Here is a 25,635-nt window from a genome sequence, read left to right on the forward strand (position 1 = left end):
ATTATGAAAAAAATAATTACTACAACCAATGCACCTGCTCCTATAGGGCCATATAACCAAGCTGTTTTAGCAAATAACACATTATATATTTCAGGTCAAATTGCATTTAACCCAACCACGGGCGATTTAGTTTTAAACGATATAAAAACGGAAACTAAACAAGTAATGGAAAATTTAAAAGCCATTTTAGAAGCTGCTAATTTAGCATTCAATCATGTAGTTAAATCTACTATTTTTATTAGTGATATGAATAATTTTAGTGATATAAATGAAGTTTATGGAAGTTATTTTGATGAAGAAACTGCACCAGCTCGTGAAACGGTAGAAGTTGCTAAATTACCTAAAAATGTAAATGTTGAAATAAGTATGATTGCAGCTATGTAATTTACACTACACCTTCTCCCGAATACTCACGAAGTAAACTTTTAAGCTTTTCTACATCAATTGGTTTTGCTAAAAACTCATTAATTCCAGCTTCTTTTGCTTTAATAATATCCTCATCAAACGCACTTGCCGAAACCGCAATTATTGGTGTATTATTATTAATATATTTTTTAGTTGCTTTAATTTGCTTAGTTGCTTCGTAACCATCCATATCCGGCATGTAAATATCCATAAAAATAATATCGAAATTTAAAACCTTGTATAAATCGATTGCTTCTAATCCGTTTTTAGCAAAAGTACATTGTGCCCCATGTTTTTCTAATAAAAATTGAATAACTTTTTGATTCATTCGGTTATCCTCAGCAACCAGAACTTTAATTTTATTCAAGCTAATTCCTATATTTTCAGTAGAGTCTACCTCTGTTTTTATATTTAGTGTCTTTTTAAGTTGTAAACTAAAATAGAAAGTAGACCCTTCATTCTCTTTGCTTTCTAGTTTTAATTCTCCCCCCATATTTTCAACCAAATGATAGGAAATTGAAAGACCTACACCCCAACCTCTATACTCATTTATAAATTCATTTTTAAATTGATTATTTTTTGCATTTCCTAAAAAATATTTTATTTCTTCTGGTTTCATACCAATACCTGTATCTTTTATGTAAAAGCTAACTATTTGGTCGTCGTTAATTTCTATGGTTTGATCCACTATAATAGATATCTTACCAGAGTCGGTAAATTTAATAGCATTGTTAATAAGATTAATTAAGATAAGTTGAATACGTTCCGAATCGGCTATAACCAAAAATCTATCATTTTTCTCTTCAGACAAAAACTCATATTCGAAATCTAAATCATGTTCCCAAGCTTGATATTCAAATACCTTAAAAAGATTACGTAAGTCTTTCTTTAAATCTACCGCTTTTTTATTAAGCTCAAACTCGTTCTTTTTAATTTCCTCATTACTAACTACTAAATTAAAAAATTGCAACAAATGCTTTGATGAGTATTCGGCAATTTCAACCTTTAATAATTGGTCTTCATCTAAATCAGATTCAGACAACATTTTCAACATCCCTAAAATGGTATTTAAAGGTGTTCTAACCTCATAACTCATGTTTATAAGATTTATTGATTTGTCTTCGAATATCTGTTCTGATTTAGCTAAATTCTTATTTAACTCTTGAATTCTTAATTTTTGACTTTTAGTAATAATATTACTTTTTAGCTGATTTTTTAAAAAAAACTGAAGTACAAAAACCTGAGTAACAGCAAGCACAAAAAGGATTACAGCAGTTGTTTCAACATTAAGTATGTTCTCCAAATAACAATAAGCTATTGAAAAAATTACAATTATAGAAAATAAGACAAAATACGATAAAGTCCTTCTGTTCCTATTAAATTTTGAAGAAAACCCCATTAATATTCACATTTAAACAAACTTATCTATAAAATTTATAATTATCAAAAGTATTGGTTTAAATTGATTATTTTTAGGCAGATTTTTCAAATTTCATAATCTTCAAAATAGATTTTCAATATTTTTTATGCGCATAGAATACGATATAAAACTCGGCTTTAAAGACGTTATGTTTCGTCCAAAAAGGTCTACTTTAAAAAGCCGATCGGAAGTTAGTTTAGAGCGAGAATTTAAGTTTTTACATAGTCCTGAAACGTGGACAGGAATACCTATTATGGCTGCAAACATGGATACGGTAGGTACTTTTGAAATGGCCCTTGCTTTGTCTGAAAAAAAACTATTTACAGCCATTCATAAACATTATAGTTTAAGTAAATGGAATAATTTTACGTCAAACTTAACCAAGGATAAAAACAATTTTATTGCTGTAAGTACAGGAATAGGACAAAATGATTCTGACAAACTTGCTAAAATTATTCAACAAAATCCAAATATTAAATTTATTTGTATAGATGTTGCGAATGGATATTCTGAGCATTTTGCAAATTTTGTTAAACAAACAAGAGAACTTTATCCAAAAAAAGTAATTATCGCTGGAAATGTTGTTACCGGCGAAATGGTAGAAGAGCTATTACTTTGCGGTGCAGATATTGTAAAAGTTGGTATTGGTCCAGGTTCGGTTTGTACCACACGCGTAAAAACAGGGGTTGGTTACCCCCAACTCTCTGCAATAATTGAATGTGCAGATGCCGCTCATGGTTTAGGAGGACAAATAATTAGCGATGGTGGCTGTACCACTCCGGGCGATATAGCTAAAGCTTTTGGAGCCGGTGCTGATTTTGTAATGCTTGGAGGTATGCTTGCCGGACATGACGAAAGTGGTGGGAAAATTATTGAAAGTAATGGTAAAACCTATAAACAGTTTTATGGTATGAGCTCATCTACAGCCATGGACAAACATGTAGGCGGCGTTGCTAATTACAGAGCAAGTGAAGGGAAAACAGTAGAAGTTCTATATAAAGGAGCTGTTGAAAATACGTTACAAGATATTTTAGGAGGAATTAGAAGCACCTGTACATATGTTGGAGCCTCTAGACTAAAAGAACTTACCAAACGAACCACGTTTATTAGAGTGAACGAGCAAGAAAATACAATTTATTCGAAATAAGTTTTAACTTAGTATAAAACGACTAACACATGAAAAAAATAATCACTTTTGGAGAGGTATTAATGCGTTTATCTCCTGAAGGAAACAAAAAATTTAAACAGGCTAATTTATTAGAATTTTATTTTGGTGGAACCGAGGTTAATGTAGGTATTTCAATTTCTAATTTTGGAGAACAAGTAAAACATATTAGTTGTGTTTCCAACGATTTTGTTGGAGATACAGCTTTAGCATATATTCAAAAATTTGGAGTAAGTACTTCGGCCATAGTGCGATCTCCAAGGCCATTAGGTGTTTATTTTCTTGAAGTAGGTGCAGTTATGCGTCCTAGCTCTATTTCTTATAACCGTTCTCATTCTTCTTTTTCAGAAATAAAACCAGAAATGGTCGATTGGACAAAAATTATGAAAAATGCTAAATGGTTGCATTGGACCGGAATTACACCAGCATTATCTCAAGGTGCTTATGATACTCTTAAAGCTGGTTTAGTAATTGCAAAAAAATTAGGTATTCCTGTTTCAACAGACCCAACTTACCGAAGTGGACTATGGAAATACGGTGGAAACCCACAAGAAGTTTTAACCGATCTCGTTTCTTATTCAACCATTTTCATCGGAGGAATTAATGAGATTAATGAAATTTTAGGAACAAGTTACGGTTACTCCAACGACGAATTTATAGAAGCTAGTAAATTACTGATGGAAACATTCCCTAATATTGAAAAAGTGTTCGATAAAATTAGAACCGCAATTAATGCATCATGGCATAAAATTAGAGCCAGAATGTGGAATGGAAAAGAATTTCATGAAACTACCGACCTAGACATAACCCATATTATAGATAGAATTGGAACAGGCGATGCATTTGCTGCAGGACTAATCTATGGGTTACAGAAATATGATGATTGTAAAGCTATGGAATTTGCAAGTGCTGCATGTGCTTTAAAACACACTTACGAAGGTGATGTTAACCATGCCACAGTTGAAGAAGTTTCTGCAATTTTAGACGGCAATATTTCTGGCAGATTTAACAGGTAAATATTGTCATATCTACAAAAACATCTTTGTATAAATAGCAAATTAATAATAATAGGGTTTAAATTTTATTTAATTTTTTTTTGCATTTACAGGAAGTAAAAATTGTTTAATTTGTAATTTAATAATAAAATTTATTTGCATGGCGTTAAAAGTTGTTATTTCTCATAAAACTGTTTACAAATACGACCGTTCGGTTTCTTTATCACCTCATGTTTTTAGGCTTCGTCCCGCTCCTCATAGTAGAACTCCAATAGAATCTTACTCTATAAAAATAAAGCCAGAAAAGCATTTTTTTAATTGGCAGCAAGATCCTTTTGGAAATTATTTGGCGCGATTAACTTTTCCTGAAAAAACAAAGGAACTTTCGGTAGATGTTGAAATAATAGCCGATTTAAAAACCATTAATCCCTTCGATTTTTTTGTTGAAGACTATGCAGAAGAATATCCTTTTGAATATACCGAAACCACAAAAAAAGAATTACTCCCTTATTTAGAAGTAACCGAAAAAGGAGAGCTACTTAAGGAGTTTTTAAAAACAGTTGATACTACTCCACGTAAAACTATATATTTTTTAATCGATTTAAATAAAAAGATATACGAATACTTAAAATATAACATTAGGCTAGACCCAGGAGTACAAAGTTGTGAAGAAACCCTAACAAAAAAAAGCGGTTCCTGCAGAGATTACGCTTGGCTATTTGTACAAGCCTTGCGCCACTTAGGCTTTGGAGCTCGTTTTGTTTCTGGTTATATAGTACAATTATCATCAGACGAAAAGTCGCTAGATGGTCCTTCAGGTCCAGAAGAAGATTTTACAGATTTGCATGCCTGGACAGAAGTGTATGTTCCTGGGGCTGGCTGGATTGGTTTCGATTCTACATCAGGCTTATTGGCAGGAGAAGGTCATATTCCTTTAGCGTGTACACCTTCTTTTGAAAGTGCTGCGCCAGTTACAGGAATGACGGATGTCTGTGAAACCGAATTTGAATTCGACAATTCAGTTAAACGTATCTTTGAGTCTCCTAGGGTTACAAAACCTTATACCGACGATCAATGGAATGCCATTTATGAACTAGGTTTTAAAGTTGATAAAGAATTAGAAAAAGGTGATGTTAGACTTACTATGGGCGGCGAACCAACTTTTATTTCTATTGATGATATGGAATCAGAACAATGGAATACTGAAGCCGATGGTCCTCACAAACGAAAATTAGCAAGAAGTTTAGCAAATAAATTATATGATGAATTTAGCAATAACGGTATAGTCCATCAAGCCCAAGGAAAATGGTATCCTGGAGAACCTATTCCTCGTTGGAGCATTGAATTATGCTGGCGAAAAGATGGTAAATCTATGTGGCGTAACCGCAATAAAGCCCTTTTTTCTGTTTTTGCTGAAAATACTCAGTTGCCAGATCGAGCCGATAAGTTATTTTTAGAAACCCTAACAACATATTTAGGTATTACTAAAAACACTATTCTTCCAACCTTCGAAGACAGCTTTTATTTTATGTGGGAAGAAGGTAAAATGCCCATTGATATCGATCCAACAAAGGAAAATGGTAACATGTTGGTAAAGGATAAATTGCAAAAACTATTACAAGATGGCACCTCTAAACCTGTTGGTTATGTAGTTCCTATCAATAATTATAAAGATAAATGGTTTACTTGCAAATGGACGTTTAGAAGAAATCATTTATTTTTAATTCCTGGAAATTCACCAATAGGTTTAAGATTACCTTTGGATTCTTTAATTAGAAAACCTAATCAACAAGAATTCCCTGTTTTAATTCCAGATCAGTTTTCCAAACTGAAAGAATTACCTCAATATTTTTCATCTGTATTAATTCGTCGTGATAAGTTTTTAAAAAACGAATTGAAACAATACGATAACGAATTTTTTATTCGTACTGCGCTCTGCGCAGAAATTAGAGAAGGAAAATTACACCTATTTTTACCACCAACAGAAACAGCGGAAGTATTTTTAAACTTAATAGCCTCCATTGAAGCTACAGCAGCAGAACTTAAAATACCTGTTATTTTAGAAGGTTATAGTGCACCAAAAGATAATCGTCTAGAATCTTTAAAAATTACGCCCGATCCAGGAGTAATTGAGGTAAATGTTCATCCTTCAAAAAATTGGAGCGAACTTACAGATACTACCTTGAAGCTTTATGAGAATGCTAAACAGTCACGTTTAGGTACCATAAAATATATGGTTGATGGTAAACACACTGGAACTGGTGGTGGCAATCACGTAACTTTAGGTGGTGTTTCTCCTGCCGATAGCCCACTACTTCGTAAACCAAGTTTATTACGAAGTTTGTTAACTTTTTGGCAGCATCATCCTGGATTATCATATTTATTTTCGGGAGCTTTTATTGGTCCTACAAGTCAGGCTCCTCGTGTAGATGAAGGCCGTTTAGAAAATTTATACGAATTAGAAATAGCATTTGAAAACATTCCAAAAGATGGTGAAGTTCCTTTTTGGTTAACTGATAGATTATTTCGCCATTTATTAACAGATTTAACTGGAAATACACACCGCGCTGAGTTTTGTATAGATAAATTATACTCCCCCGATTCGGCATCTGGCCGATTAGGTATTTTAGAGCTTCGCGCCTTTGATATGCCACCACATGCACAAATGAGTTTATTACAGAACTTATTAGTACGCACACTTGTTGCTTGGTTCTGGAAAAAACCTTATGAGCATAAATTAATACGTTGGGGAACAGAGTTACACGATAAATTTTTAATAGAGCATTTTGTACGTGATGATATAAATAGTATTGTGGAACAATTAAACCAAGCCGGATACGAATTTAAAACAGAATGGTTTAATCCATTTTTCGAGTTCCGTTTCCCCCTGCTTGGCTTAAAAACAGTTGGTGACATTCATTTAGAATTACGTGCAGCAATAGAACCTTGGCATGTACTTGGCGAAGAAATGAGTGGCGGGGGCACATCGCGTTATGTAGACTCTTCCACAGAACGTGTCCAAATAAAGGTTTCTAATTTTATAAGTGAAAGATATAATGTAACTTGCAACGGTATTAAAATTCCGTTGAAAAAAACCAAGATAAAAGGAGAATATGTTTCTGGAATACGATATAAAGCTTGGAATCCATATTCAGCGTTGCACCCAACAATTGGTGTTGATACACCTCTTGTTTTCGATGTTGTAGATACTTGGAACAACCAATCTTTAGGCGGTTTTACTTATTTCGTTTCACACCCAGGAGGCCGCTCTTACGACACGTACCCGGTTAATAGTTATGAAGCTGAATCTAGGCGAATAAACCGCTTTTGGGAAATTGGACAAGCCCAAGGTGAAGTTTTTAAACCTAAAAGGTATGTTGTTGACCAAAAAGAAATTGAAAAGTTTCAAAAAAATGCAACTTTAAACAAAAACTTTCAGGTAAGAGAAATTGAATTTAATTCGGAATTTCCAAATACTTTAGATTTAAGAAGAAAATAATAATGCCAACCGAACCAAATACTACTTTATTTCAAGATTATTTTACCGATTTTAAGAATTATGACGAGGTTTTAAAATCTAATATGTCCATAAATTCTAATTGGCAAAAATTGCTTACAAACTTATCTGATATTGGATTTAAAAATCTATCGAATAAGCAAAAGGAAGTTAATTGGTTAATGGAAGAAAATGGGGTTACTTACAATGTTTATAATGACCCTAAAGGCATCCACCGTTCTTGGGATTTAAATATAGTTCCTTTTTTAGTACATGAAGCCGAATGGGCTAAAATAGAAGAAGGTATTACGCAGCGCTCGGAACTATTAAATCTTATTTTAAAGGATATTTACGGCGACCAAGAGCTTATAAAAAATGGTATTTTACCACAAGAAATAGTTTACGCCCATCGTGGTTTTTTAAGACAATGTGATAAAATTTATTACACAACTTGCAAGCATTTGTTAGTACACGCTACAGATTTAGCCCGTGGACCAGATGGTAGAATGTGGGTGGTTAACGATAGAACTCAGGCCCCTTCGGGTATGGGTTATGCACTAGAAAATCGTTATTCTTTAAGTCGCATTTTTCCTGAAGCATTTAAAAATATTAATGTTAAACAATCGTCTAAATTCTTTTACGAGTTTAACCAAATGCTCATTAATTGTGCTCCACAAAACAAAGCGAATCCAAACATTGTAATTTTAACACCTGGACCTCTAAACGAAACTTATTTTGAACATGCTTATATGGCCTCGTTTTTAGGTTATCCACTTGTTACAGGGAATGATTTGGTTGTTCGTAATGGAAAACTTTACATGAAAACCCTAAAAGAATTAAAACAAGTTGATGTCATTTTAAAACGTGTTGACGATGTTTTTATGGATCCGTTAGAATTACGAGAAGATTCATATTTAGGAGTTGCTGGATTGCTCGATATTGTAAGAAACAAACAAGTTGCAGTGGTAAACCCGATAGGGAGTGGTGTACTTGAAAATTCGGGTTTAATACCATTTATGAATCAAATTTGTAATTATTTCTTTGATGAGGATTTAATTCTACCCCAAATTGCATCATGGTGGTGTGGACAAAAAAAGGAGCTCGATTATGTTTTAAACCATTTAGATGAATTGGTTGTTAAACATATAGACCGGTCTAACCGAGAAAACATATTTTTTTGTGAGTTTCTCGACGAAAAGGCTCTAAATAAATTAAAAGAAGATATTTTATCTGCACCATATAAATTTGTGGCTCAAGCTAAAATTTCATTTTCTACAGCACCAAGCTTCATAAATGGCGCTCTAGAACCAAGAAAAGTTATGTGCCGTATTTTTGCTATTGCAAATAATGAAAAGTATAAGGTAATGCCAGGTGGCTTGGTTCGAGTTGCCGCAGAACGAGAAACTTTATTTGTGTCTAACCATAGAGGGGGTATAAGTAAAGACTTTTGGGTAGTAACTGATGAAGCTCAAACCAATTTTCAAAGCTATTCATGGGACAATTCTTGTAGGCTTGCCATTGCCGACATAAATGATTTACCAAGTAATACTGCCGAAAACCTATTTTGGTCTGGTCGTTATTTGGGTAGAGCTTTAGTAACAGCACGGTATCTGCGCATGGTATTAAATCGCATGAATCAACAACATTATGATGTTTCCTATTCAAATACTGAAAGCTTAACCATTCTTTATAAATCGGTTACAAATATTACTTCTACATTTCCGGGTTTTGTTGAAAAAAATTCGGGAGATGCCATAAATAATCCCCTTAAAGAGCTCACATCACTAATTATGGACGATACAAGAATTGGTAGTTTTGCACAAATCATGATGAGCTTTAATCATTCGTATTATTCATTGCGCAGTTTGTGGTCCAAAGATATGTGGCGTGTTTTTGATAGTATAAAAAAATTATGGAGTAAATTTAAAGAGGAGAAAAACTATTCGATAATAACACTTACTAAATTGTTAGATCGCATAATAACTAGGCTTATCGCTTTTATGGGGTTAATTGAAGAAAGTATTTTAGTAAACCAAGGACTACTTCTCTATTTTATTGGGTTACAAACAGAACAAGCTATGATGAATGTAGCTAAATGTCGTTCATTATTGGTTCCAAAATACGGAGAGTATTTACAGTATGAAATTTTAGAGTCTTTCCTTTCTAGCCATGAAAGTTTAAATATTTATCGCTATAGCTATCGATCGTATTTAAGTATAGAAAACGTGATTAATTTAGTACTTTTAGACAAAGAATATGCTAAATCGTTAACCTATCAATTAAAACGTATAAAAAAGGATGTAGATAGATTACCTAATACCGATTTAAATGTTACAAACGTTTGTAAAGAATCTATTGCGAAAGCATATGAAATTATAAAAAACCTTCAGGTTGCTGATTTAATTGAATTAGACGAATCCGAATCGATTAGACAAAAGTTAGATGACACTCTAGCGGAGCTTAGTGACTTACTACATGAAACATCGCTAGCTATTTCTGATACATATTTTAATCATGCTTATCAGCAACGACAATTGGTTACTCAAAATTTTCCATTACCATAATTTATAATGACCACCTACCAATTAATACATACCACCACTTATAATTACGAAAACGGTTTAACATTTTGCCACAATTTAGCGACCTTAAAACCTAAGACTATTTTAGGGCAAACATTGCTTGATTATAACTTGCAAATTTCGCCAAGACCAATAGAGATAAGCGATAAAACTGATTTTTTTGGAAATAATATAACGCGTTTTTCAATTCAAGAACTACATACCGAACTGAAAGTAACAGCCAAAAGTAAAATAATACGAGATTTTAGTCTTATTCCTGATATTAATACAAACGTATTGGCAAAGCAAATTACTTTAACAGAAAGTATCGCCTATTTTAAACAAACAAAACCCGATCTTATATCGATAAAGCAGTTTATTTTAGAATCTATTTTAATTGCAAAAATAACTCCTGAAATTAAGGCATATGCAGAAGTTTCTTTTAAACCAAATAGATCTGTTTTTGAAGCTTCATTTGAATTAATGCAAAGAATTTTCAACGATTTTGAGTTTAATACCAAAGCCACTAATGTTGCTACCCCAATTGAAGATGTTATAAAACGAAAAAAAGGAGTCTGTCAAGATTTTGCTCAAATAGCTATAGCATGCGTTCGTTCGGTTGGTTTGCCTGCTCGATATGTGAGTGGATATATTGAAACTTTACCTCCTCCAGGTAAAGAAAAACTAATTGGTAGTGATGCCTCCCATGCTTGGTTTTCTGTTTATATCCCGCAACACGGTTGGGTAGATTTTGATCCAACTAATAATCATATTCCTAGAAATCAACATATTGTTCTAGCACACGGTAGAGATTATTATGATGTGCCACCACTTAAAGGCGTTATTTATAGTACCGGAAGAAACAAAATGAATGTGTCGGTAGATTTAAGACCTATTGGTAATTAATTATTTTCATAATAAACTACGTCAAATAGTTTACTGGATTATGAATTCATTATATGATAACCATCTCTCGGGTAAATAGAATTCCAATGTGATGAAGATATTCCAAGACAGCAATAGCTCTTAGTTAATCTAAATAGTATATTAGTGTTGATGTGATATTAATTTTAGTTTTCAACCCATTTTATGGCATTTTTAGACATCTTTTTATAGTCGTGACCTACATTCTTTATGGTGTCAATTTTCCAATTAAAGGTCCAATTATTTTTACTCCCCCACTCTTTATTGGCTTCAAAGAACGTTGTTCCTCGCTTTAACCTATGAGCACCTTGTTCCATTGCTAAATCTGTAGTTCTAAAAGTTCCTAAATTTGGATTATTATCTAATTCTCCTAATAAAACAACCAATTTTTTACGGTAAGATTTTGCCAGATTTATTTCTACATTTTGAAAACCATAGGGATACTCATGAATTTTATTAGGAAAGGTATAAAAGCCCGAATTTGCCGCAATCGCCGTTTTTATTCTCGATTCTGGCATTAACATGACCATTCTATGCACAAACTGTCCGCCAGCTGAATGTCCAAAAATATCATATTGTTGATTAGTAATTGAATTTACCTTTTTAATATAATCAAAAATGTTTTCTACCACTGTAAATGCCCACTCGCTTTTAGGATTTTTAGTTCCAAAAAAAGTGAACACATTTCCTTCTTGGTAATCATTAGTCGTATATTTTGAAAACTTGTTCTCAAATTCCGGAGCTACAATCAACAGATTATTAATATCTGCCAATTCAATCCAAGCCTGTAGATAGTCATCTGCATTTCTTCCTCCACCGTGCATAACAAATACTATGTTATCTTGGTCTTTCCAACTTTCGGGTTTATACGTCCATACCTTAATCGATTTTCTATCACTATCTTTGTAGGCATTGATAACAAAAGAGTCTATTCCAATTTTAATTTTACTGCTTGTTGTAATTTCAGGACCTTTTGGAAGCACATAAAGGTAAATGTATCCCAAAACGGTGAGAAGTATGAATGTAGAAAAAATAAATATTATTACTTTCTTTAATAGTCTTAATGTCCTGTCCATTTAATTCTTATTCCTTTTTAATTATTTTAATAAACTGTTCCTTGTTCTCTTTAGGTCACTTTCATTTTTACTTGATATGTATCAAAAAGTTATCCCTCTGACTTTAATTGCATATGTAGTGTTGGATAAGGTTTTCCAGAAGCATCTAATTCCGATCTACAAACTACCTTAAAACCACAGTGAGTATAAAACCCCACAGCTCGTATATCCTGTTCGTTCACATCAACTTTTATTACATTCATTTGGTCAATTGAATAGGCTAACAGCGTTTTACCAATTCCTTTACCTTTATAATTGGGATGAATGAACAGCATTTCTAAATGTTGTTCTGCAACTCCTAAAAAACCAGCTATTGTATTATCCTTGGTTCTAATACATCTTAATTCTACAGCATCCAAATAGGTGTTTAATATTAGGGGCTTAAAATATTGGATATCCTCTTCCTTTAAAAAATGATGGGTTGCCCTAACGGAAGCTTTCCAGACATCTACTACTTCTTTATATTCATACTTTTGGATAGTATCTATTACACTCAGGGAAAAGTCCATTTTACCTTTATTTATTCTTTTAACTTCATAATCATTTTTCTTCCCCCAAAATCAATGTCATGTTTGAGTAATTTTCTGGTTCTGGCGTCAATATAATAAGTGTTTACCGTTTTATTATTTGAAATAGCATCTGTAACCTCAACTTTCCATACAGCAACTGATGTCTTGTTAAAATTAAGAGTCGTTTTTTTGGTGTTTTTAAGGGTTGCTGCAATTACTCCAACTTTTGATTTTGGATTGTAATCAAAAATGGAAATTTTGGCAGAATAATTATTCTTTAGAGGAAGTAAACGTATCAATTGAGGATAAAAGTTACTATCAAAGAATGGTTGGTGGGTTTCTTCTAAAATTTCAGTTTTAATAGCTGTTTTTTTATCCAAGTAATAACCCTTTACTTCCTTATCAAATTTCAAAACCATATCTCTTTGTTCATTGTAAGAAGCATGGTATAGTGGTTTAAAACTTCTATCTGCAACTTTAGTAGTATCTACCCATTCCACTTTAGATTGCTTCATTTTTACATGAGTAATCACATAAATAACAGTATCCTGTTTTTTAATTTGAGTGGTTACCTCCCCTATTTTTACTTCAGTAGTATCCGTGGCAACTAACCAATCCATTACATAAGTATCTGATTTTAATAAACCTTCTTCTATTTGATGATTAAACGGTGTTAAAATAGTGTCTTGACTATAAGCTGATAATGTGGCCTGTATTATAAGTAAAATTAAATAAAACATATCTCTAATTTTTGGTTTGTATTTCATATGCCTTCTTATTTTTCACACAATTAATAGCTGTTCTTATACCAAAACATGGATATTCTTCTCCATTAAATGGACTATTTTCCTCTTTTTTTAGTTATTATTAGTGACTATTGGCTGCCATATACCTGTTTTTGCAGTTTCTTGTGCATATGCTAAAAACGTTTTTGGCTTTCTGCCTAAAACCTTTTCAATATCGTTAGTGATTTTTTGATTTTCTGGGTTGGTTAATACGTGCCTAAAGAGGTATTCAATCAACCAAACAACATCAGCTTCTACTTGTATTTGTTTCATACCATCAACATACTGCTCTAAAGTTATTTCATAAAAGTTTAAATTTCTTTTACTCACGTTTGAAATGGTTTTTACAATATCCTTAAAAGTGATAAGTTCTGGTCCCGTTACTTCAATAATTTCTTCGTTATAAGTATCGTCTAGCAAAACAGTGCTAGCGACTTCGGCAATATCATCGGCATCTACAAAAGGAATTAATACATCAGATAAGGGTAAAGAAACATTTCCTGTTAGTATAGGATCTAAAAAGAAGCTTTCACTCCAATTTTGATTGAACCAAGAAGCTCTTACAATAGTATATTTGATACCTGATGTCATAATAATTTTTTCACAAGCTTCAGCTTCAGCTTCCCCTTTTCCTGATAATAAAACAACTTTTTTAACACCAAGTTCTTTCGCTAAATATGTAAAACTTTTAATGGCTTCCTTGGCTCCTGACACAGCTAAATCGGGATAAAAAGTAATATAAACGCGCTCTATATCTTTCAGGGCGTTTACCCAAGTTTCTTTATTATTCCAATCGAAACTTGGTGAGGCATTTCTAGAACCAACTCTTGGTTCAATACCTTTCTTTTGTAATTGCTTCATAACTCGACTACCTGTTTTTCCAGTTGCTCCAAGCACTAAAATGTTACTGTTCATAATTTGATTTGATTTAATTAAAATGATTTTTATTGAAAATTGCGATTAATAAAAGGATGAAGGAGATACTACTGGCTACCGTTCTAACGGTATGATATTGATTCCAATAAGTTTCGTAATAACTTCTGAAATTTTTTAATTCTGCTGCTGTGCATTCAATAATATTTATATTATGTAACGCATTATTAAGAGGCACATTCCCAAAAGCTGTTACTCCAAAAGTGCCTATTACATAAATGATTGTGGCCGCAAGAACTAACCAAAATGTGAGGTTATTTTTATACTGTAAAATGGTATTAACAAGTAATGTTACCAAACTCCCAAAAAACAGTATAAAGAATGCAGGGTTTAAAATTTCCCTATTTATGCTTTGCATGACTTCTAGGTAAGTAAAGTTGCTAACTTTTTTTGTTCCTAAAATTACCGAAACCGACCAAGCAAAGTAAAACCCCGCTGAAAGGGCTATTAAAAAAATAGTGATAAAAAAAATAACAGACTTCATAATTTAATTTTTAATTATGAAGCAAAATTCACATTAAAACGAAGGAATAAGTTATTTCAAAAAGAATTTGATTTATTCTAAAAGGAGTTTATTTAATTTGGCTTGGTCTGTATCCAAATTTTTTCTCGAAAGCATTTGAAAAAGACCCTAAACTGTCATACCCCACTTGCCACGCAGCTTCTTGTACTGTGGCTTTCTTATTATTTATTAAGTCATGAGCCATTTTTAAACGTTCATTTTGTAAATATTTAAAAACGGGTGCACCAAACAATGCTTTAAAATTCTTTTTTAAATTATAGGTATTCAAACCTATTTTACGAGACAATTCTGAAAGCGTAGGTGGATTATCTATATTATTAACCAAAATATCTTTAGCCAAATACAACTTTTCTCTTTCTGCTGTATTTATAGTATTTATTTTTAAGGAAGCTAATTGTCCAAAAAAATGCGACAATAACGTGGTCATTTGACTACGAAAGAACATCATTTTTGTTTTTCCTTCGTATGTCATGTTAAAAACTGCGTCTACAATTTGATCCATTTCGGGCGTCATAAAAAACTTAGGCCCCTCTACATAATGATCGGAAGGATTAACCAATTCATTCAATAATGTTGAAAAAATTTCACCTTCATTATTGGGTAGTTTATCTAAATTTCTAATTGAAGTTGCAATTAGCACACAACGTAAAGGCTTTTCAGGAGATACGGTATGCACAAATTCTACATGTTCGTCTGCATAAAAAGACAAAGCCAATCCTTTGGTTTGTTGACAGTGTTTTTCTTCACTTTTATAATTAACAGAAAGATCTACATTTCCAGATCCATAAAAGGCCACAGCAATTACAGGTTCATCAAATCGACAAGCATCGGTTATCACACTTTCTGAAAAAGCCTCCTCTACCAGAATGGTAAAATCGTTAATATTTATAAAATCTCTGGTCATAGATACCGTAAAGTTAAAAAATAGACGATAAAAATTTATTCTTCAAACAATTATTTGTCAAGCTTATTCCTTTTTAAAATAAATCATTATCCTCTCTGAATAAATTATAAGCGTATCTTCTAAATACTTTCGATTAGTGATTTTAATCGCAGAGAAAATTGTCCAATCAATAGACTTCAATCATCCATTTTATAGCGTGGGGGTTATACTCAATTTTATAGTGTCAATAATGACAAACAATTTAAAAACAAAAAAATGGAAAATGTAATCGTTTTAGAACTTAAAGTTTCTCCGAGAGATGAAGTAGCTACAAGTAATCAAGAAATCTTTGATAATTTAAACAAAGCTTTAGGTTTTGTACCTAATCTTTATGCTACTATGGCCTATTCTGATCATGGTCTTAGAAGATATTTAAATTTTCAAAATGCTAAAACATCATTCTCTAATAAAGAGAAAGAAGCGATTAACTTAATTGTTAGCGAAGTAAATGGCTGTGTTTATTGCTTAAGTACACATACCTTAATTGAAAAAATGAATGGTTTTACAGACACACAATTATTAGATATTAAAAGAGATACAAGCGGAAACGCAAAGTTAGATGCCTTAGTAAAACTAGCTGCAGATATTACTAAAAATAAAGGAAACGCTGATGACGAGAATGTTCATTTTTTTTTAACCAGGGCTACACCAAAGAAAGCAAGCATTAGGTAAATGTAAATTCTATTAAACTAGGTTTGAAAAATATAAACAAGAAACAAATAAAAAAGCACTAAAGATTGTAAAATTTTTAGTGCTTTTTATAACTAATTAAAATCAGTTATTTTTTTAAATTTATACGTATAAATTTTATTGTCCTGCTTCAAGAGCTTCAACTTTAGTTTTTAACTCTTTATATTTATCGGTTTCACCTAAAATGCTATAAATATTCATTAATGTTTTAGCCGCATTAATGTTATCCTCATCAAGTTCTAAGGCTTTAGATAAATAAGGCACTGCTTCGTGATAAATTGCTTGTCTTTTTAAACGTAATTCTTCATAACGTCTATCATCAGCAGACGAAGTACCTAAACCATTCATTTCCTCTACTAACGGTGCTTCTTGTTCTAAAACTAAAGCAGATAAGTTAATATATGCATTTACATATTTAGGATTAAGCTCTACCGCTTTTTCGTATTGCTTTTTAGCTTCTTCTAAATCGCCAGATTCTGTAGCAATTACTCCTAAATTATAACGCAACTCTGGGTTGTTTGGATCTAAAGAAGTAGCTTCTTCAAGCAATTCTTTAAACTTTGTAGTATCGCCCATTTTGTAATAAATGTTCGCCTCGTTTAAAAGTAAGTTAATATCCTCTGGGTTTTTAGCTCTAGCTTCTGCCATGGCTTCTAAAGCCTTTTCGTTATTTCCATTGGTTACATAAATTAAAGCAATGTTTTTAACGATTTCAGGGTATTTTGATTCTGTAACGCGCTCACCTGGATTAATATGACTTTTAGCTTTTACATATAAATTTTGAGTGTTTTTATCACCTAAAATTTCTTCTTCACCGGTTTCAACATTAGTTGCGTAATATTGAGTTGAAATACCTGTATAACCTAAATCTTTAAGTTTTTCGTAAAGGTTTAACGCTCTATCGTAATCTTGTACATTAATTGCTGTAGCAGCTGCATAATATAAAAATACAGTATCGGTTTGTTTTAGGTTGTAAGCTCTCTCGAAGTTTGAAGAAGCCGTTTTAAAATCTTGTCCTTCGTAAGCTTCGTTTCCTTTTTTAAGAAAGGCACTTACCATGGTCGATTTTAACTCTGCTGCTGCTGGAGCATTATCCGAACCAACCTTGTCAAGACTTTCAATAGCTGTATCTATATCCCCAGCATTAGCACTTCCGTTTGAATACAGCGCTTGAGCTTTTAATAAGTAATACTTCGATTTTAATTTCTCATCTAAAGAGCTAATCATAGGTTCAACTGCACTTAAAGCTGTTTTAGCCTCTGAGAAGTTAGCACTTTTAATTGCTTTTTCAGCAGCTTTCAATTCTTTTTTCTGTGCAAATGAAAAGGCACTGATTGATAAAGCTAAAGCAAAAATTAATTGTTTTTTCATTTTAGTAAAATTAAGTTTATTTAATGTTTATTCTTCTGCTGATGAATTATCAAGAGTTGTGCCATCTTGCGTTTCTTCAGTGTTTTCAATAGATTCAGCATCCACATCACCTACTTCATCTTCATCATGCATTACTTTAGCAACCGCGGCAATCGAGTCGTTACCTTTTAAATTAATTAACTTAACCCCTTGTGTTGCTCTACCCATTGTACGTAAATTCTCGACAGCTAGACGTATTGCAATACCAGATTTATTAATAATCATTAAATCATCACTATCTGTAACACTTTTTATGGCCACTAAGTTACCTGTTTTTTCTGTAATAGAGATGGTTTTTACACCTTTTCCTCCACGGTTTGTAATGCGGTAAACTGCTTCACCATCCTCAGGATCATCAATGAAAGTACGTTTTCCATAACCATTTTCTGTTACAACTAAAACAGTTTCTTCTTGCGGATTCTCCACGGTTACCATACCAATCACTTCATCTTTTTCGTTTGCTAAAGTAATACCTCTTACACCTGAAGCTCCACGCCCCATTGGTCTTGTTTTAGCTTCTTCGAAACGAATGGCTTTACCGGATTTAAGCGCTAACATAACTTGGCTGTTACCTGTGGTTAATTTAGCTTCTAATAATTCGTCATTATCTTTAATTGTAATGGCGTTAATACCGTTGGTACGCGGACGCGAATACTGCTCTAAAGCTGTTTTCTTTACTTGCCCATTTTTAGTTGCCATAATTACGTAATGGCTATTAATGTAATCTTCATCCTTTAAATCTTGAGTACAAATAAAGGCCATTACCTTATCGTCCTGTTCTATATTTATTAGATTTTGTATAGCTCGTCCTTTTGAGGTTTTACTACCTTCTGGTATTTCGTATACACGCATCCAGAAACATTTACCTTTTTGTGTAAAGAATAACATGTACTGATGATTTGTACCCACAAATAAATGTTCTAAGAAATCTTCATTTCTGGTAGTTGAAGCTTTTTGCCCAACACCTCCTCTATTTTGTGTTTTATATTCGTTAAGCGAAGTACGTTTAATATAACCAGCATGAGAAATTGTAATAACTACTTTTTCGTTAGGAATCATATCTTCTATACTTAAGCTTCCGCCTGCGTATTCGATAACCGAGCGACGCTCGTCTCCATACTTATCTCTTACAATATTTAACTCTTCTTTTATAATATCCATTCTGCGCTCTTTCTTGGCAAGAATGTCTTTTAAATCTTCAATGGTTTTCATCAACTCTTCATACTCTGTACGCAATTTATCTTGCTCTAGTCCTGTAAGTTGACGTAATCTCATTTCTACAATAGCACGTGCTTGAATTTCGGTTAACTCAAAACGTTCTATTAATTTATTTCTAGCTTCGTCTGCATTTGACGAGGCACGAATAAGAGCAATTACTTCATCTATATTATCTGATGCAATAATTAAACCTTCTAAAATATGTGCACGTTCTTCCGCTTTGCGTAATTCGTATTGTGTACGCCTAGTAACAACTTCATGCCTGTGCTCTACAAAATAGTGTATAAGCTGTTTTAGGTTTAATAACTGTGGGCGACCATTTACTAATGCTATATTATTTACACTAAAAGATGACTGTAAAGCTGTGTATTTATAAAGCTTATTTAATACAATATTTGGTATTGCATCACGCTTTAAAACGTAAACTACGCGCATACCATTTCTATCGGACTCATCGCGAATAGTTGATATTCCTTCTAGTTTTTTATCGTTAACTAAATCGGCCGTTTTTTTAATCATGTCGGCTTTGTTAACTTGGTATGGTATTTCGGTAACAATTATACACTCTCTACCATTTACTTCTTCAATAATGGCTTTGCCTCGCATTACAATTCGTCCGCGGCCAGTTTCAAAAGCTTCTTTTACTCCATCGTACCCATAAATGGTTCCTCCGGTAGGAAAATCTGGAGCTTTTATATGCTGCATTAATTCGCTTATTTCAATATCGGTATTATCTATATAAGCAATAGTACCATCAACAACTTCGGTTAAGTTATGAGGTGGCATATTTGTAGCCATACCAACTGCAATACCAGAGGCTCCATTAACTAATAAAGTTGGAACTTTTGTTGGTAAAACGGTGGGCTCTTTATATTCGTCAGAGAAATTTAATTTATGGTCTACAGTATCCTTATCAATGTCTGCCAACATGTCCTCTGAAATTTTCTGCATTCTCGCTTCGGTATAACGCATTGCTGCAGGGTTATCACCGTCAATAGAACCATAATTTCCTTGTCCATCTACCAATAAGTATCGTAAACTCCAATCTTGTGCCATACGCACCATGGTATCATAAACCGATGAGTCTCCATGTGGGTGATATTTACCTAATACTTCACCTACTATGGTTGCCGATTTTTTATAAGCTACATTAGACCTTACTCCTAAGGTATGCATACCATAAAGTACACGACGGTGTACTGGTTTAAATCCATCTCTTACATCTGGTAACGCACGTGACACAATGACTGACATTGAATAATCAATGTAAGCCGATTTCATCTCATCTTCTATATTAATAGGGATGAGTTTTTCTCCTTCTGCCATATATAATTTAATTTAATTTTATGTGTAATTCAAAACGTGCTAATATACGTATTTCATTAGTTTTGATAAGCCTTCAGAATATTTTTTTAACGTTTTTTATTAACAATTTTAATACTAATTTTAGTTAATAAGTATCTTTTTAAACGTTTTGATTATATGAAGAATTTTTCGTCAATTAGCATCAAGCAGACATTTTTAGGTATAGTTTTTGCCTTTAGTTAAATGTTTTACTATTTTTAATGCAGAAAGGACACAATATATGGATGATAATTTTTCACCTAGAGTAAAAGATGTAATTGCCTTTAGTAAGGAAGAAGCATTGCGTTTGGGCCATGATTTTATTGGCACCGAGCACTTAATGCTGGGGCTCTTGCGCGACGGAAATGGCAAAGCAATAAATATTTTAAACGCCTTGGATATAGACCTAAATCACTTAAGACGTAAGGTAGAAATTCTAAGTCCTGCCAACCCAAACATATCCGTTGCAACCAACCAGAAAAAGAATTTACATCTTACAAGACAAGCAGAACGTGCTTTAAAAACAACATTTTTAGAAGCGAAACTTTTCCAAAGCACTTCTATTAACACGGCACACCTCTTGCTTTGTATTTTACGAAATGAAAACGACCCAACTACCAAACTTTTAAATAAGTTAAAAGTTGACTATGACAATGTTAAAGAACAATTTAAGTTTATGATTACAAACGACAACAATTACATAGAACCTAAATCGGAATCGTTTCAAGACGACGATACCTCGTCTGAAGACGAAGGAACAAAAGATGTATTCAATACACCATCTAATAAATCGAATAAGAAATCGAAAACTCCTGTTTTAGATAATTTTGGGAGGGATTTAACTGCTCTTGCCGAGGAAGGCAAACTCGACCCTGTTGTGGGACGAGAAAAAGAAATAGAACGTGTTTCTCAAGTTTTAAGCAGAAGAAAGAAAAACAACCCACTTTTAATTGGCGAACCTGGTGTTGGTAAATCTGCCATTGCTGAAGGTTTAGCCCTTAGAATTGTTAAACGTAAAGTATCGCGTATTTTATTTAATAAACGCGTTGTTACCTTAGATTTAGCAAGCTTAGTTGCAGGTACAAAATACCGCGGACAATTTGAAGAGCGCATGAAAGCCGTAATGAACGAGTTAGAAAAAAACGATGACGTTATACTCTTTATTGATGAAATTCACACCATTGTTGGTGCTGGTGGAGCTACTGGAAGCTTAGATGCTTCAAATATGTTTAAACCAGCTTTGGCTCGTGGGGAAATTCAATGTATTGGTGCTACAACGTTAGATGAATACAGACAATATATAGAGAAGGACGGTGCATTAGAACGTCGTTTCCAAAAGGTAATTGTAGAACCTACTACTGTTGAAGAAACTATAGAAATACTTAATAACATTAAGGCTAAATATGAAGAGCATCATAATGTTGATTATACACCTGAAGCTATTGAAGCATGTGTAAAATTAACAAACCGTTATATGACCGAGCGTTTCTTACCAGACAAAGCTATTGATGCTCTAGATGAGGCTGGGTCACGTGTTCATATCACTAATATAGATGTGCCGAAACAAATTATAGAGCTAGAAAAACAACTTGAAGATATTAAAGAACTTAAAAACGCCGTAGTTCGTAAGCAAAAATACGAAGAAGCAGCACGTTTAAGGGATGATGAAAAGCGTATTGAAAAGGAACTTGCCATTGCTCAAGAAAAATGGGAAGAAGACACCAAACAACATCGTGAAATTGTTACTGAAGATAATGTGGCTGATGTAATTTCAATGATGACAGGTGTCCCTGTAAACCGCATCGCCCAAACCGAAATTAATAAACTTGCAGAATTACCCAATCTTATTAAAGGTAAAGTAATTGGACAAGACGATGCTGTTGCTAAAGTAGTAAAAGCTATACAACGAAACCGAGCAGGTTTAAAAGATCCGAATAAACCAATTGGCTCTTTTATTTTCTTGGGTCAAACTGGGGTTGGTAAAACGCAATTAGCTAAAATTTTATCTCGTGAATTATTTGATAGTGAAGATTCTTTAGTTAGAATTGACATGAGTGAATATATGGAGAAGTTTGCTATTTCTAGATTAATTGGAGCGCCTCCAGGGTATGTAGGTTATGAAGAAGGTGGGCAATTAACCGAAAAAGTGCGTCGCAAACCTTATTCAGTTATATTATTAGATGAAATTGAAAAAGCTCACCCTGATGTATTTAATATGTTACTACAAGTACTAGATGACGGGTATTTAACAGATAGTTTAGGACGAAAAATAGATTTTAGAAACAGTATTATAATAATGACATCCAATATTGGAGCGCGTAAACTTAAAGATTTTGGTACTGGTATTGGTTTTGGCACTGCATCTCAAAAGGCACAGGAAGCTGAAAACACAAGAAGTGTTATTGAAAATGCCTTAAAAAAATCGTTTGCTCCAGAATTTTTAAATAGAATTGACGATGTTATAGTATTTAATGCTTTAGAAAAAGAAGATATTGGTAAAATTATTGATATTGAATTAGAAAAATTATTAGCAAGAATTAAAGGATTGGGTTATAACTTAACACTTACCGATATTGCTAAAGATTTTATTGCGGATAAAGGATTCGATAAACAATATGGTGCAAGACCATTAAAACGAGCTATTCAAAAATATGTAGAAGATGCTTTAGCTGAAGAAATTGTGGCGTCAAACCTAAAAGAAGGAGATAGCATAAAACTTGATTTTGATGAAACCAAAGATGAATTGGTAATTTCTATTGAAAAAGCTGAAAAACCTACAGAATCATAGGTTATAAATATAAACAATTCTATAAAAGCCCGGAAATAATTTCTGGGCTTTTATTTTTTATCTCCTATAAAAAAATAGAGCTTTATATTGAATCACTTAAAATTTGCGGGAAATATTTCAGACAGATTTAGGCACCCTAAAAAGTAGTATTATCCCTAATAAAAAAAAGATAAACAAAAACAGAATGCCATTACGCATACTTCCGGTAATTTGATCTATAAACGCAAAAATTACCATACCTATTACAATACCAATTTTTTCAGCAACATCATAAAAACTAAAATACGAAGTGCTATCATCGGTTTCTGGCAAAAACTTCGAGTAAGTAGAACGTGCTAACGATTGTATACCTCCCATAATCAAGCCTACAATAGCTGCGGCAATATAAAACTGTAAAGGAGTTTTCATGAAATAAGCATAAAAACAAAGAGACATCCAAATAAAATTGACACCTATCAATGCCTTTATATTCCCAAATTTAGCAGAAGCCCTAGATGTTAAAAACGCACCTAAAATAGCAACCAACTGAATAACTAAAATACTCACTATAAGCCCCGATGTTTTTTCGTCGTTGTTACCCCAGTTAATTTCCTCTTCTCCAAAATAAACCGCAACTAACATAATAGTTTGTACTGCCATACTAAACACAAAAAAAGCATACAAATATCGTTTAAGTCTAAGGTTTAATTTTAATTGCTTCCAAACTAATTTTAATTCTTTTAATCCATTAAAGATAACATCCTTTGTCACTTTTTCGTCATTAGAGGTTCCTTTTGGTAACCAATAAAAACTATATTGGCTAAAACCAATCCACCAAATACCTACTGTTATAAACGAGTACCTCATCATTTGCATTTTAGCAGCCCCATCATCTTGACTCATCACCATTACCAAATTAATAATAAGTAAAATAACGCTGCCAACATACCCCAGCGAAAACCCCTTTGCACTTATACTATCTTGTTGTTTTTCAAAAGCAATATCAGGCAAATACGAGTTATAAAAAACTAAACTTCCCCAATAGCCTATTAAACCCATAAAATAAAATAACAAACTTAAATGAATCTTTTCCAAAGAAACGTCAAACCAATACAAACCTATACAACCAACACCTCCTAAATAACAAAAGAACTTCATAAAATTCTTTTTATTACCAACATAATCGGCAATTCCAGATAAAATAGGAGATGTAAAAGCAACTACTAAAAATGTGAAAGCGGTTACAAAAGTAATTAAAGCTGTGCTTTTAAATTCTATACCAAAAGCTGCAACAGTTTTAATTTCTGAAATAAATAACGCTGAATAAAATATAGGAAAAATTGAAGATGCAATGGTTAACGTATAAACCGAGTTAGCCCAATCATAAAAAGCCCAAGCATTTAAAAGTTTTTTACTTCCTTTTTCTAGTTTCTCCATAAATTATAATAAAAAAAGCTGCCAACCTTTTTAGTTAACAGCTCCTAAAGTAAATAAATATTTTAAACTAAAAGTCTCCTAACGGTCTAAATGAAGACACACCGTATTTTTCGGCCTCTTTTTTAGCATGAGGTGCTAATGCTTGTAAATTTGCAATACGAGAATCGTTACTTGGGTGTGTGCTTAAAAATTCTGGAGTAGACTGTCCCCCGCTATTAGCTTTCATACGCTCCCATAATACAGATGCTTCATCTGGATTATAACCTGCAATAGCCATTAAATAAATTCCTATTTTATCAGCTTCAGTTTCATGGCTTCTGCTAAAAGGCAACATGCCCGCAACATTAGATACCACGCCAAAAGATTGATTAAATATACTTAAAGCTTGTTGATCGCTTGATAATGCTACATTTCCAGCTACAGCCAAACCTTGTTGTAAATAAGCTGCACTCATACGTTGCTGCCCATGATTTGCTAAAGCATGTGCTACTTCGTGCCCCATAATGGCGGCAACACCTGTTTCGTTATCTGCAATTGGTAAAATACCTGTGTAAAATGCAATTTTTCCTCCTGGCATACACCAAGCATTTACTTGCTCAGATTCTATTAGCTTATATTCCCATTTGTAATCGTTAAGGTAACCCTCATAACCATTGGCATTTAAATAACGTTCTGCAGCAACCGCTATGCGCTGTCCTACTCTAGTTATCATTTCAGATTGAGAGGTTCCTGTAATAACTTTGCTTTCAGTTAACACCTGATTGTATTGTGAAAACGACGATGGAAACAACTGATCGTTAGAAACAAAAGCCATTGTTTTTTTACCCGTAAACGGATTGGTTGCACAGGAAATTATTAAAAAAAGTATCCCTGCTGCTATTAATATTTTTTTAGTGTTCATTATTATATGGTTTTAATAGATTATAAAAATAGTAAATCAATATCGTATTTTATGACACAATTTAACTTAATTAGTCACAACTCAAATTGAACAT

19 protein-coding genes are annotated in these 25,635 nt (G+C 32.9%); 8 read left to right on the forward strand and 11 right to left on the reverse strand.

The window, feature by feature from the left end; translation table 11 throughout:
- Positions 1-3: 3 nt before the first annotated feature.
- The gene (locus tag PW52_RS06505) at positions 4-384 is read left to right on the forward strand and encodes a RidA family protein (RefSeq protein WP_044632111.1); all 381 of its coding nucleotides are present in this window, start codon (positions 4-6) and stop codon (positions 382-384) included.
- Between the two features lies 1 nt (position 385).
- Here PW52_RS06505 and PW52_RS06510 read toward each other — a convergent pair whose 3' ends face one another.
- The gene (locus tag PW52_RS06510) at positions 386-1,708 is read right to left on the reverse strand and encodes a response regulator (protein WP_044632112.1); all 1,323 of its coding nucleotides are present in this window, start codon (positions 1,706-1,708) and stop codon (positions 386-388) included.
- A 223-nt stretch (positions 1,709-1,931) separates the two neighbouring features.
- Between PW52_RS06510 and PW52_RS06515 the strand changes: the two genes are divergently transcribed.
- The 5 genes from PW52_RS06515 (at position 1,932) to PW52_RS06535 (ending at position 10,948) form a co-directional block, all read left to right on the forward strand.
- The gene (locus PW52_RS06515) at positions 1,932-2,972 is read left to right on the forward strand and encodes a GMP reductase (protein ID WP_044632113.1); all 1,041 of its coding nucleotides are present in this window, start codon (positions 1,932-1,934) and stop codon (positions 2,970-2,972) included.
- A gap of 29 nt (positions 2,973-3,001) precedes the next feature.
- Positions 3,002-4,006, forward strand: coding sequence for a sugar kinase (locus PW52_RS06520; RefSeq protein WP_044632114.1), 1,005 nt, complete (start codon positions 3,002-3,004; stop codon positions 4,004-4,006).
- A 139-nt stretch (positions 4,007-4,145) separates the two neighbouring features.
- Positions 4,146-7,484 (forward strand): transglutaminase family protein, encoded by a 3,339-nt coding sequence (locus PW52_RS06525; protein ID WP_044632115.1) that lies wholly within the window; start codon positions 4,146-4,148, stop codon positions 7,482-7,484.
- Between the two features lie 2 nt (positions 7,485-7,486).
- Entirely contained in the window at positions 7,487-10,045 is a 2,559-nt protein-coding gene (locus PW52_RS06530; protein WP_044632116.1) for a circularly permuted type 2 ATP-grasp protein, read from the forward strand.
- A gap of 6 nt (positions 10,046-10,051) precedes the next feature.
- Positions 10,052-10,948 carry a transglutaminase family protein gene (locus PW52_RS06535; RefSeq protein ID WP_044632117.1) on the forward strand — a complete coding sequence of 299 codons (897 nt, stop codon included), beginning with the start codon at positions 10,052-10,054 and terminating at the stop codon, positions 10,946-10,948.
- Positions 10,949-11,112: 164 nt separating this feature from the next.
- Here the strand turns inward: PW52_RS06535 and PW52_RS06540 are convergent, their stop codons facing one another.
- The 6 genes from PW52_RS06540 to PW52_RS06565 form a co-directional block, all read right to left on the reverse strand.
- Positions 11,113-11,970 carry a hypothetical protein gene (locus tag PW52_RS06540; RefSeq protein ID WP_052823404.1) on the reverse strand — a complete coding sequence of 286 codons (858 nt, stop codon included), beginning with the start codon at positions 11,968-11,970 and terminating at the stop codon, positions 11,113-11,115.
- Positions 11,971-12,131: 161 nt separating this feature from the next.
- Positions 12,132-12,590: a GNAT family N-acetyltransferase gene (locus tag PW52_RS06545; protein ID WP_044632118.1), complete on the reverse strand. Its 459-nt coding sequence runs from the start codon at positions 12,588-12,590 to the stop codon at positions 12,132-12,134.
- Between the two features lie 11 nt (positions 12,591-12,601).
- Positions 12,602-13,357 carry a DUF3108 domain-containing protein gene (locus tag PW52_RS06550; RefSeq protein ID WP_052823405.1) on the reverse strand — a complete coding sequence of 252 codons (756 nt, stop codon included), beginning with the start codon at positions 13,355-13,357 and terminating at the stop codon, positions 12,602-12,604.
- Between the two features lie 90 nt (positions 13,358-13,447).
- On the reverse strand, positions 13,448-14,290 hold the full coding sequence (locus tag PW52_RS06555) for an NmrA family NAD(P)-binding protein (protein WP_044632119.1): 843 nt from the start codon (positions 14,288-14,290) through the stop codon (positions 13,448-13,450).
- A 13-nt stretch (positions 14,291-14,303) separates the two neighbouring features.
- The gene (locus PW52_RS06560) at positions 14,304-14,792 is read right to left on the reverse strand and encodes an anthrone oxygenase family protein (RefSeq protein WP_044632120.1); all 489 of its coding nucleotides are present in this window, start codon (positions 14,790-14,792) and stop codon (positions 14,304-14,306) included.
- Between the two features lie 88 nt (positions 14,793-14,880).
- Positions 14,881-15,735, reverse strand: a complete 855-nt coding sequence (locus tag PW52_RS06565; protein WP_044632121.1) for a helix-turn-helix domain-containing protein — start codon at positions 15,733-15,735, stop codon at positions 14,881-14,883.
- Between the two features lie 255 nt (positions 15,736-15,990).
- Here PW52_RS06565 and PW52_RS06570 point away from each other — a divergent pair, with 255 nt between their 5' ends.
- Positions 15,991-16,446, forward strand: a complete 456-nt coding sequence (locus PW52_RS06570) for a carboxymuconolactone decarboxylase family protein (protein WP_052823406.1) — start codon at positions 15,991-15,993, stop codon at positions 16,444-16,446.
- Positions 16,447-16,581: 135 nt separating this feature from the next.
- Here the strand turns inward: PW52_RS06570 and PW52_RS06575 are convergent, their stop codons facing one another.
- Both PW52_RS06575 and gyrA read right to left on the reverse strand, forming a co-directional pair.
- On the reverse strand, positions 16,582-17,835 hold the full coding sequence (locus PW52_RS06575) for a tetratricopeptide repeat protein (RefSeq protein ID WP_044632122.1): 1,254 nt from the start codon (positions 17,833-17,835) through the stop codon (positions 16,582-16,584).
- A 27-nt stretch (positions 17,836-17,862) separates the two neighbouring features.
- Entirely contained in the window at positions 17,863-20,418 is a 2,556-nt protein-coding gene (gyrA, locus tag PW52_RS06580; protein WP_044632123.1) for a DNA gyrase subunit A, read from the reverse strand.
- A 259-nt stretch (positions 20,419-20,677) separates the two neighbouring features.
- Here gyrA and PW52_RS06585 point away from each other — a divergent pair, with 259 nt between their 5' ends.
- Positions 20,678-23,224: an ATP-dependent Clp protease ATP-binding subunit gene (locus tag PW52_RS06585; RefSeq protein ID WP_044632124.1), complete on the forward strand. Its 2,547-nt coding sequence runs from the start codon at positions 20,678-20,680 to the stop codon at positions 23,222-23,224.
- A 117-nt stretch (positions 23,225-23,341) separates the two neighbouring features.
- Here the strand turns inward: PW52_RS06585 and PW52_RS06590 are convergent, their stop codons facing one another.
- Together PW52_RS06590 and PW52_RS06595 are read right to left on the reverse strand one after the other, a co-directional pair.
- On the reverse strand, positions 23,342-24,640 hold the full coding sequence (locus tag PW52_RS06590; protein ID WP_044632125.1) for an MFS transporter: 1,299 nt from the start codon (positions 24,638-24,640) through the stop codon (positions 23,342-23,344).
- Positions 24,641-24,707: 67 nt separating this feature from the next.
- Positions 24,708-25,541 (reverse strand): M48 family metallopeptidase, encoded by an 834-nt coding sequence (locus tag PW52_RS06595; RefSeq protein WP_044632126.1) that lies wholly within the window; start codon positions 25,539-25,541, stop codon positions 24,708-24,710.
- Positions 25,542-25,635: the final 94 nt, after the last annotated feature.

It is taken from the genome of Neotamlana sedimentorum (assembly GCF_000943565.1).
In the GTDB taxonomy this organism is placed as follows: domain Bacteria; phylum Bacteroidota; class Bacteroidia; order Flavobacteriales; family Flavobacteriaceae; genus Neotamlana; species Neotamlana sedimentorum.

Bases quoted from the DNA above. Each gene is read 5' to 3' on its own strand.
- PW52_RS06535 (WP_044632117.1), top strand. From the start codon at position 10,052: ATGACCACCTACCAATTAATACATACCACCACTTATAATTACGAAAAC.
- PW52_RS06570 (WP_052823406.1), top strand. From the start codon at position 15,991: ATGGAAAATGTAATCGTTTTAGAACTTAAAGTTTCTCCGAGAGATGAA.
- PW52_RS06530 (WP_044632116.1), top strand. From the start codon at position 7,487: ATGCCAACCGAACCAAATACTACTTTATTTCAAGATTATTTTACCGAT.
- PW52_RS06555 (WP_044632119.1), bottom strand. From the start codon at position 14,290: ATGAACAGTAACATTTTAGTGCTTGGAGCAACTGGAAAAACAGGTAGT.
- PW52_RS06515 (WP_044632113.1), top strand. From the start codon at position 1,932: ATGCGCATAGAATACGATATAAAACTCGGCTTTAAAGACGTTATGTTT.
- PW52_RS06590 (WP_044632125.1), bottom strand. From the start codon at position 24,640: ATGGAGAAACTAGAAAAAGGAAGTAAAAAACTTTTAAATGCTTGGGCT.
- PW52_RS06545 (WP_044632118.1), bottom strand. From the start codon at position 12,590: ATGGACTTTTCCCTGAGTGTAATAGATACTATCCAAAAGTATGAATAT.
- PW52_RS06575 (WP_044632122.1), bottom strand. From the start codon at position 17,835: ATGAAAAAACAATTAATTTTTGCTTTAGCTTTATCAATCAGTGCCTTT.
- gyrA (WP_044632123.1), bottom strand. From the start codon at position 20,418: ATGGCAGAAGGAGAAAAACTCATCCCTATTAATATAGAAGATGAGATG.
- PW52_RS06550 (WP_052823405.1), bottom strand. From the start codon at position 13,357: ATGAAATACAAACCAAAAATTAGAGATATGTTTTATTTAATTTTACTT.
- PW52_RS06595 (WP_044632126.1), bottom strand. From the start codon at position 25,541: ATGAACACTAAAAAAATATTAATAGCAGCAGGGATACTTTTTTTAATA.
- PW52_RS06505 (WP_044632111.1), top strand. From the start codon at position 4: ATGAAAAAAATAATTACTACAACCAATGCACCTGCTCCTATAGGGCCA.
- PW52_RS06520 (WP_044632114.1), top strand. From the start codon at position 3,002: ATGAAAAAAATAATCACTTTTGGAGAGGTATTAATGCGTTTATCTCCT.
- PW52_RS06565 (WP_044632121.1), bottom strand. From the start codon at position 15,735: ATGACCAGAGATTTTATAAATATTAACGATTTTACCATTCTGGTAGAG.
- PW52_RS06525 (WP_044632115.1), top strand. From the start codon at position 4,146: ATGGCGTTAAAAGTTGTTATTTCTCATAAAACTGTTTACAAATACGAC.
- PW52_RS06560 (WP_044632120.1), bottom strand. From the start codon at position 14,792: ATGAAGTCTGTTATTTTTTTTATCACTATTTTTTTAATAGCCCTTTCA.
- PW52_RS06585 (WP_044632124.1), top strand. From the start codon at position 20,678: ATGGATGATAATTTTTCACCTAGAGTAAAAGATGTAATTGCCTTTAGT.